General features: G+C 42.7%; 5 protein-coding genes. 4 read left to right on the forward strand and 1 reads right to left on the reverse strand.

The features are described from left to right. Positions 1 to 2 precede the first annotated feature (2 nt). Entirely contained in the window at positions 3 to 1,913 is a 1,911-nt protein-coding gene (locus HJG39_RS17720; protein ID WP_268411492.1) for a 3-dehydroquinate synthase, read from the reverse strand. Between the two features lie 198 nt (positions 1,914 to 2,111). Here HJG39_RS17720 and HJG39_RS17725 point away from each other — a divergent pair, with 198 nt between their 5' ends. The 4 genes from HJG39_RS17725 (at position 2,112) to HJG39_RS17740 (ending at position 7,638) form a co-directional block, all read left to right on the forward strand. Beyond that, positions 2,112 to 5,669, forward strand: a complete 3,558-nt coding sequence (locus HJG39_RS17725; protein WP_268411495.1) for a M20/M25/M40 family metallo-hydrolase — start codon at positions 2,112 to 2,114, stop codon at positions 5,667 to 5,669. Next, a complete protein-coding gene (locus HJG39_RS17730; protein ID WP_268411498.1) occupies positions 5,659 to 6,669 on the forward strand; it encodes a ChaN family lipoprotein in 1,011 nt (336 codons plus the stop codon). Before HJG39_RS17725 ends, HJG39_RS17730 begins: the two co-directional genes overlap by 11 nt. A 154-nt stretch (positions 6,670 to 6,823) precedes the next feature. Beyond that, positions 6,824 to 6,988: a hypothetical protein gene (locus tag HJG39_RS17735; RefSeq protein ID WP_268411501.1), complete on the forward strand. Its 165-nt coding sequence runs from the start codon at positions 6,824 to 6,826 to the stop codon at positions 6,986 to 6,988. Between the two features lie 413 nt (positions 6,989 to 7,401). Next, positions 7,402 to 7,638: a hypothetical protein gene (locus HJG39_RS17740; RefSeq protein WP_268411504.1), complete on the forward strand. Its 237-nt coding sequence runs from the start codon at positions 7,402 to 7,404 to the stop codon at positions 7,636 to 7,638. Positions 7,639 to 7,703 lie beyond the last annotated feature (65 nt).

The raw sequence follows: 7,703 nt of genomic DNA on the forward strand, positions 1-7,703 counted from the left end.
GATCAACCTTCCACTAACTCACTGGTAAACGACTGTTTAGAAGTGTCTTTTAAGCTGATGCTTTTAAGTTGCAGTAGGGCCGCACCGAGCGCGCCTTTGTCGATGCTGCCCACTTCTTTTCCGGTTCCCATTTGCGTTAATAAGGTAATGCAGAGGTTGCCGCCAAGGTGCTGACGAAATTCTTCAAGTCCGGCAAATACCGCTGGTTCGTCGGCATCATCGGTCAGTTCTAGAGCGGGATGCCAAAGTACAAACCCCAAACGTTCTAATAAACCGATAAATCGGTAGCACTGCTGGTAGGACAAAATACCGATTTTGCTGGCGTAAAGTGTGTCCAAGGCCATTCCTATAGCCACCGCTTCGCCATGACGAACGTGGTACTTTGATAATGACTCCAATTTATGTGCAGCCCAGTGGCCAAAATCTAATGGGCGCGCGCTACCACTTTCAAAAGGGTCGCCAGATTGGGTAATTTGGTGAACATGTAAGCGAGCGCATTCAGCAATAGCGTAGTGGGACGCTTCATCTTCAAATGTGGCAAGCGCTTCTGCGTTTTGCTCCATCCATTCAAAGAAGGTTTTACTCCGAATCGCAGCTACTTTTACGGCTTCTGCGAGCCCCGCTCGTCGATCCCGAGCAGGCAGGTTTTCCAGTAAAGAAAAGTCGTTCAATACGGCTAGAGGCGGTGCAAAGGTACCTATAAGATTTTTAGAGTTTAATGCGTTAAAGCCATTTTTCACGCCCACACCAGCATCATTCTGGGCTAACACTGTGCTCGGCATTCGTAACAGTTTTACGCCTCGATGGAAGGTGGCACAGGCATAACCTACCGTGTCTAAAACTGCACCACCGCCAATAGCGATGACCACAGCATGTCGGTCCACTTGATGCTTAAGCAAGAAACGATACAACATTTCGACGTTAGTATAATGCTTGCCCGTTTCACCGCCTTCTATAACCAAAGGTTCATGCAGCAACTGCGCTTTTGTATGATGATGCAGAAAATATTTCTGCATGTTTTCACACAATTCAGGATTCGCATCAGCAACACCTTTATCAACGATAATCACCGTTTTTGCCTTCCGATTTTGAGAGTTTGCTTGCGCGAGCAACGTAATCAGCGTGGAATTATCTGTATTAAAAGCATTTTCAGTAAAGGTAACGGGATAAGAGAAAGGCAAGGAAAATGTGGCTTGAATATCGTCCACTGAATAACGTGCTTCATCCTTTTGAACGGGGGTTGCAGCCGCCTGCCACAATGCTTTTACACCCCAAGCAATCGTCGGCACCACAATACCTGCGGCAACGACCGCGAAAAAAGCGCTGCTGGCTTCAGCCATATCCTGAGCTTGCGATCCAATATAACCATAAACCAAAGCCACGCCGGCATTAGCAAGTAAGGTAACAAGCAAAAATGGTCTCCAAGGATAACGCACCAAACCAGCCGCAATCACCGAGGTTTCCGCTAAAACAGGGACACCACGCATAAACGCTAACGCACCTAACCCCACTTTGTTGGAAAAAGCCTGCGCTTTGACGTAATCCTTGTTACTTAACCAGCGAGAAGAAAGCACTTGGTTAGAATACAAACCAATTCCATAACCCAAACTACTACCCAAGCTTAATCCTAACCAAATAACTAAAGCTCCCAATTCCAAACCAAGATACGTTGCAGCAAAAGCCGAAACTAAACTTGATGGAATAGGTAAAAGGGTGTCGAAAGCTAAAAGTGCTATAACCAGTAACGCAGCGATCCAAAAAGACGCTTGTTGAGACGGATTTAAACCATTAGAAATATGGGTAAACCAACTTTGAATACTGCTTTCAAACAGCAAGAAACTGGCGATTACTAGGGCCATGATAACCAAGGTGCTGAGTATAAAACTCGTGCGGTAACGGAGAGAGAAATCCATAAATCCACATCCTCTTAATCTTCTATTTGGTTAATAAATTTATACCAAAAAAATTATTTCGAGGAATATATCAGGATATTTTTAAGAGCGATATTTCACGTTATTTCAACTTTGACTTTGTGTCTAAATAAACTTTGCGCATGGTATTTTTCCGTGATATTGGTAAAAAATTGCATTTCAAAACGAGACACTTAAATAATGCACAAGGTGTTTTTAGCCACCATTTTATTAGTGGGCGTAATGGGCGCAAAAAGCGTTTTTGCCTCAGAGACATTCGCTCACTTTACACCACACTTACTGCATTATGATTTAGATGTTGAACTCAACACAGAGGATGAAAAAGTATCCGTTAAATTGAACGCATCTATCCTTGATAACCCCCGAGTAAATACGCTTTATGCTCCCTCTTTACCACCTACTCATTTTGCACTTCGCAAGGGCACTGAAATCACTGATTCCAATATTCAATTAACGCATTTACCACAGCCCAATGGCTTATACGATGTGTATCAAATGAAAGGGCCTTGGCCTGATTCTGGCAACCTTAAACTCAATTATAATGTCGATATGAAGTATGCAAGTCATTACAAACCTATACCAAAGCAACACTTGCATTCGCCACAAAACAACACAAAGAACAACAAAGGAAGCAATAAGAAAAATGGCTTTGCTAGAAGCTTTTATTTATCCGAAGGGGAAGTGAACACAAAAGGCGTTTACTTAAGTGGCGCGAGTTACTGGTATCCGATATTTGACCAAACATGGTACACCTTTTCCATAACGGCAAAGCATCAAAAGGGACTTAAAAACATCTCCCAAGGACACCTTAATGCGAATACCTGGCACAATGACAAACCGAACCCAGAAATCTTCTTAATAGCTAATGCATTTCATGTTTACCGGGAACCGTTCAACCGGCAAAAATCCGATTTAACAGCAAACACAGTCGCACTGGAAGCCTATTTGCTCGAACCCGATGTAGGTTTAGCTCATCAATATTTAGAAGCGGCCTCCCGCTATTTAGAAATGTATGAACATTTACTTGGATCCTACCCTTACAGCAAGTTTTCATTGATTGAGAATTTTTGGGAAAGTGGATACGGCATGCCGTCATTTACCTTACTCGGCAGTGAGGTTATCCGCTTACCTTTTATTCTTCATACATCTTACCCTCATGAGCTGGTCCACAATTGGTTAGGTAATGGTGTTTTTCCCCCCTCAAACGGCGAAAACTGGAGTGAAGGATTAACCACTTATTTAGCAGACCATTTATTCGCGGAACAAAAGCAACAAGGTGCCCATTTTCGCCGCGATAACCTACAGCGTTATGTGAACCCTGAAAACTTAGCGCTTATCGATTTCAGTTATAAAAAAGATGCAAGTTCCGAAGCTGTAGGTTACGTAAAAGGCATGATGTTGTGGGAAATGCTTCGCAACCGTATTGGCGATGAAGCCTTCAAGCTTGGCGTGCAGGAGGTGATAAAACGCCACTTATTTCAGGAAGTGGGATTTGCCCAATTACAAACCACTTTTGAGCAAATCAGTGGCATGGATTTATCCCTATTTTTTGAGCAATGGACAACCCGCACAGACATCCCTCAACTACGCGTGGTTGCGGCAAAATGGCAAAATCAAAGGCAAAAAGGTAAACACCAAATACAAATTGAACTTGTACAACAGCAATCAGGAAGCGCGTATGACCTTGATGTGCCGATTCAACTTTGCGCTGAACATGGCAAAGAAAAAGCAATCGTTGAATGGGTTAGAATGACGCAAAAAAACCAGCGTTTCATCGTTACACCGCCATGTGATGCTAATTGGGTTGCCGTTGATCCCGGGTTTCAAATCATGAGAAAGCTTTACGCGACAGAAAGCCCTACAGGGCTTCGACAAGCACTCGCCAGCAATGAGCATTATTGGGTTTCTTTAGCTTCCGAGACAACATCAGATGCAGCAGCAACACAACAATCGTTTATAGCATCATTACTTGAAGCCACATCACAACACGAACTTATCGAGATCGACCCGAACCACACCTTGCTTACTCAAATACTGTCGGGTCGAAAGGAAATATCCCCGGAAGAAAAAAATAAGGAAACAACGATTTGGCTGGCTGATGATGGCAAAACACTCGCCTTTAATACTTGGTTTGCTCAACCCGAAAAACTGAAAACAGCAAGAGACTTAGCGGCTGAAACTCACTATTTTATATTTGGTAGAAACCCTAACAATAGTAAGCAAAAAGTCGTGCTATTTAATTTAGCAGGATGGATGAATAAAGATGAAGTCAGTGAGTATTTACTTAACGAAAGCAGTCATCTGCATACGTTGTTGCAAAAGCTTCCTCACTATCGCAAGTACAGTTACCTTGGGTTTGGTAACAACGAAAATGGTGAGCTAGAAAACCACTGGAAAGGTCAGTGGCCGGTGAGCACATCACCGATGAAAGTTAACGTGTATGACGCGCCTTATTCACCAAACGATACATCATTAACAAGCGCGCTTGAAGGCGCATTAACAGCGTCATTACCGAAGCGCCCACCTTTGGCTGAGTTGCCAGAGGAATTTGCTCAAAGCGCCCTAAAACAACACGTTCATCAATTAACCTCGGAACCCATGCAAGGCAGAAAGCCGGGTACCGCAGGCATTGAGCGAGCTGCGGATTATATCTTTAATGCCTTCAATGTCATTCAACAATCAACCGGAACAGGCCAAGTCTTCCGCCAGCCTTTTAATGCATCAATAAATGATAAACAGGCTAGCAACAAACGGTTGTTAACAGAAAATATTGTACTGGTTTTACCCGGTTCTCATTCAAGCGCTGATGCAAACGCTCACTCAAACAGCTCATCCGCTTTATCAATGCCTGAAGAAGCCTTACCACAATTAATTGTGAGTGCTCACTATGATCACCTAGGCTTAAGTGAAAAGGGTGAAGCTTATGTTGGTGCCGATGATAACGCTAGCGGTGTAGCAGCCCTTTTGCTGTTAGCGGAACATTTCGCTGATAAATCGCTAACCCGAGATGTGCTCTTCGTAGCCTTTTCCGCAGAAGAAACGGGGCGACAAGGCGCGCAGGCTTTTTTAGAAGCACACCCAAATCGCATTATGGCGAATATTAATTTAGACACCATTGGTCGCCTACACAACAAACCTATTCAAATACTCAATAGTGACTCAGCCAGAGAATGGAAGCCTATTTTTCACGGCGTGGGTTATTTAACAGGACTAAAATTTGATATGCCGAATTTGGCGCTAGCGCCTAGCGACCAAGGTGCTTTTTTAGACAAAAGCATTCCAGCCATTCAACTTTTTGCAGGCGCCCATTTCGACATTCACACGCCGCAAGACACCGCAGATAAACTCGATTACACCGGTATTCAAAATATCACTCGCGCCACAGCCGAGGTAATTGAATACTTAGCGAACCGAAATGAAGCACTAACAAGCCGTGCGACAAAAAACATGCAAGCAAGTCGCGGCAAACAACGCAAAGTACGTACTGGCATTTTGCCCGACTATACCTATTCCGGTGCGGGGATAAAAGTTGAACTCATCGAACCGAAGACTGGCGCAGAAAAAGCCGGTATTAAGCCGGGCGATGTAATACTCCAAATTGACACAACGCCGTTACGCAACTTGGCACACTACAGCGAAGTATTACAAACCTATAAGGCAGGGCAAGTGGTACAAATGACGCTCCGTCGAGAAGGTCAAAGTAAAATGACACTAGAGGTAAAGTTAAATGAGCTTTAAAAGGCGAGTACATTGGCTTTTCTTGTATTACCTGCTGGGCGGGTGCTTATGTGTATGCTCACAAACGGCGGTTGCAGCTATCGGTAAAAAGACTTTTGCCCAAGAAATCTTTGAAAGACAAAGGTTCGAAGGAGAAAGCTTGAAAGGAAAAAACATAGATGAAGAGAAACCCGCTCTCCATCACCTTCTTGCTGACAATGTACAACAACTAAAAATTTACGATACACAAAACGACGCGTTTATATCCATCGAAGTTTGGCTTGAACGCACCAATCATGTGCAGTATCTACTCATTGGAGAGGTGCACAATCAAGCCTCCCACCCCGAGCAACTTCTAACGATAATCTCTCTGCTGAATGCACGCACAAAGCAAGAAACTCAAACAGGCCAACACACCCAAGCAATCACCAAAATACCGATTGTATTGGAAATGTTAGAAGAGAACGATTTAGGTGAACAACGCTTAGTAAGAGGTTGGGATTCGGCAATTTACAATCCCTTGTTTACCAATTTAAAGCAACAAGCTCAGTTAATTTCAGGCGCGCTAACACCTAAACAACGCAACCAACTATTTAACAAACAAACATTGGCTAAAAACGCACAGACTAAGCTCGACTCAAAAGCCCCAATATTGGCTACATTGGAAGATATTCCCAAGTCCGTTTACCGAGCTATTGATCAAGATATTATTGTGCAACACGGAAGCCATCCTATCGACTCTCAATTAGCCCGTCAGATGACAAACGTACAATTAGGTAAAGATGCAAAAATGGCACACTTGCTACAGCAAGCAAGTTCACAAAATACGCTAGCCATACTTTACGCAGGAATTTATCACGTAAGAAAAGACAGAGGTGTACCACTTCATTTATTTAAAAGAAGCATTATGACGGTGATTTTTCAAAACGCTAACAAGCATCATGCTTCGTATAAAGCGCTGCGAAAAATGCAAGATTATACTTTTGAGCAAGCTGACTACGTGATGTATTTGGTCCAATAATATTCTGCACAACTCACTTCCATTTTAAAAAGCAAAATTTTTAGGCATCGCATTGCGGCCTTTTAGTTTTGCATTATATTTACCTACCGATTATAAAAGTGAGTCCGGTTAAATAACCCGGAACTCGATCAACATAAAAAAAGGAAATCAAAACATGCTTTCATCTATTCAAATTTTCTTATCTGTATTATTTCTTAACCAACCCAATGTTGGTGATGTAAACGCATCTGTCGCTAAGGCTGAAGAAACATCGGTAAGTACAAGAAATATTTGTGATATCGACCCTACCGCAGGCGGGTGCACAATCGTAGCCAAGTAAGCTTACTCACAGAGTAAAAAGCGGTTGAGGTATGCTCAGCAATTTTAGCTAACCGCTTCTATTTACGTTTTTATAATGCGTAACATAGAACTTAGTGAACGTTTCGCTAATAACGCCAACTTGGTATTCGGCGCAGGCAATCAAATTGCCAATAGCAATAACGTCGAGTTTTGAAACCAATACGACAAAGTATTGTGCTTTTTTGATTACGATTTAGGCTGCTTACAAATAATCACAGCCATGCGCTACAACCTATTCCCGCTCAATGATGCTTCCGATGAAAATGTGGAATCCTTGCGCGCCCTTATTCTTCTTAAGTCGCTTAATCGGCTCCCATTCCGAGTTTGTGAATCGGGAGTAATGTTAAAAACTGTTATACTCCCATTATTTTTATAGTAAAAATGGAATGGCTTATGCGGTATGAAAAGCTTGAAATGGAACAAGCATATGCAAAACTTTCTCAAAATGAACGTCCACTTTTAGGGTTTGTTGCAGCCTTATTTGGGTATATTCCGGCAACAGCCATCCTTATGTTATTTAGCGAAAATGTTATTTTTGCTTCATTGGCAGCAGGGTTAATTTGTCCTGCCATCATTGCTGTTTTTGCGCGGTTCGTGGGGCGGCTTTTCAGAACTCAAGGGCTTTGTTGAACAAAAGATTTGAACTTTTCCTTCTCTCAATGATCAGATCACCAAATCATTATTTCTCCTTCCTC

This window comes from Alteromonas sp. a30 (assembly GCF_026788005.1).
GTDB lineage: Bacteria > Pseudomonadota > Gammaproteobacteria > Enterobacterales > Alteromonadaceae > Paraneptunicella.

Coding starts and splice junctions, on each gene's coding strand:
- HJG39_RS17730 (WP_268411498.1), top strand. CDS start 5,659: ATGAGCTTTAAAAGGCGAGTACATTGGCTTTTCTTGTATTACCTGCTG.
- HJG39_RS17725 (WP_268411495.1), top strand. CDS start 2,112: ATGCACAAGGTGTTTTTAGCCACCATTTTATTAGTGGGCGTAATGGGC.
- HJG39_RS17740 (WP_268411504.1), top strand. CDS start 7,402: ATGCGGTATGAAAAGCTTGAAATGGAACAAGCATATGCAAAACTTTCT.
- HJG39_RS17735 (WP_268411501.1), top strand. CDS start 6,824: ATGCTTTCATCTATTCAAATTTTCTTATCTGTATTATTTCTTAACCAA.
- HJG39_RS17720 (WP_268411492.1), bottom strand. CDS start 1,913: ATGGATTTCTCTCTCCGTTACCGCACGAGTTTTATACTCAGCACCTTG.